Here is a 1,120-nt window from a genome sequence, read left to right as displayed (position 1 = left end):
AAGTTTACAAGCCCTTGTCATAACTCCATGATCGTGAACGGTTTTTCATGCTCCGACCCTGGCGGCGGAGTTTCATCCTTTCGGGCAATTACCGTTTTGTGATCTGACCCAAGGCCTGCGACGCCGCCTCGTCAAACAGAGACGTCGCGGAGACGATACGGGCGCGACTGTCACGCAGTTGCTGTTCCAGTGACGAGGGCGCCAGTGCAACAGCGTAGCCCCACCCCGAGTTGAACAGCAGGACGGTTCCGGAAAGCGAACTCTGCCAGCAGATGCGGCCGCAGAGTCTCTCGCCATCCGGCAACAAGAAACTGACCCAGTCGCCCTCTTTCCAGGCACTACTGTCGGTACGCCAAAGAGACTTGGTTTCGGTTGGCAAGCCAATGTATTGCACGAGTTTCCCGTCCAGTTCGAGGATTTGAGCCTGAGGAGCACGCACTTCGCCGAACGGCGGGCTGGACGCGGCAGGGGCAAGAGGGGCTTGCGCAGGTGCCTGCGCCGGGAAATCGGGTGCACCGGGACGGCTGCGCATCGCAGCCGTCTGCAGGTCGAAGCAGGCATTGACGAAAGGGGTTCTTTCTTCCGTCGAGATATCGAGGCGGTCCAGTTCGGTGTTGATGCGCTTGAGCAGAGAAGGTATCAGCGCAATCAGCCGTTTCCGCTCATCGGCCGTCGGCTTGGGTTGCACGCTCCAGTTCAGCTCCACGATGGTGTCAGCGCATTCCTGCCAGCGCGTTCCCGACATTCCGCCAACCAGGCAAGCGGCTTCCATGACTCGCTGCCAGGAATCCGCAAGGAATTGCCTGATCGCCGGTTCTGTGGTTTTTTCAAGTGCATGGCCCAGCCAATTCCGGGCATTGGTTCGGGCAGATTCCTGCACCTCGTGATCAAGAACCAGCTGCACATAGGGCTGCGCTTTTGCCTGAATCGACTGGTCGCGCTCGGCGATCAGCTCATCAAGTTCGTCGAGATGCGGAGTCAGCACACCCTCGGTCTTTTCAAGTGTACTGCGAACGGCATCGGCGAGTTTCCCGAGACGGTCACAGACGACGTGATCGCGCCCGGTATCCTGATCCAGCCCGATGGCGGCTCGCGCCATGCGATTGACCAGTTGCCGGGC

At 59.6% G+C, this 1,120-nt stretch carries 1 protein-coding gene; it reads right to left on the bottom strand.

The features are described from left to right. Window positions 1-88: 88 nt before the first annotated feature. Window positions 89-1,120: DUF1631 family protein (locus tag PROAA_RS07880; protein WP_186410822.1), on the bottom strand; the 1,032-nt coding region annotated here is incomplete at its 5' end.

It is taken from the genome of Candidatus Propionivibrio aalborgensis (genome assembly GCF_900089945.1).
Classification (GTDB): Bacteria; Pseudomonadota; Gammaproteobacteria; order Burkholderiales; family Rhodocyclaceae; genus Propionivibrio; species Propionivibrio aalborgensis.
Note: the sequence above shows the minus strand (reverse complement) of the source record. Positions and strands in the feature narration are given on the sequence as shown.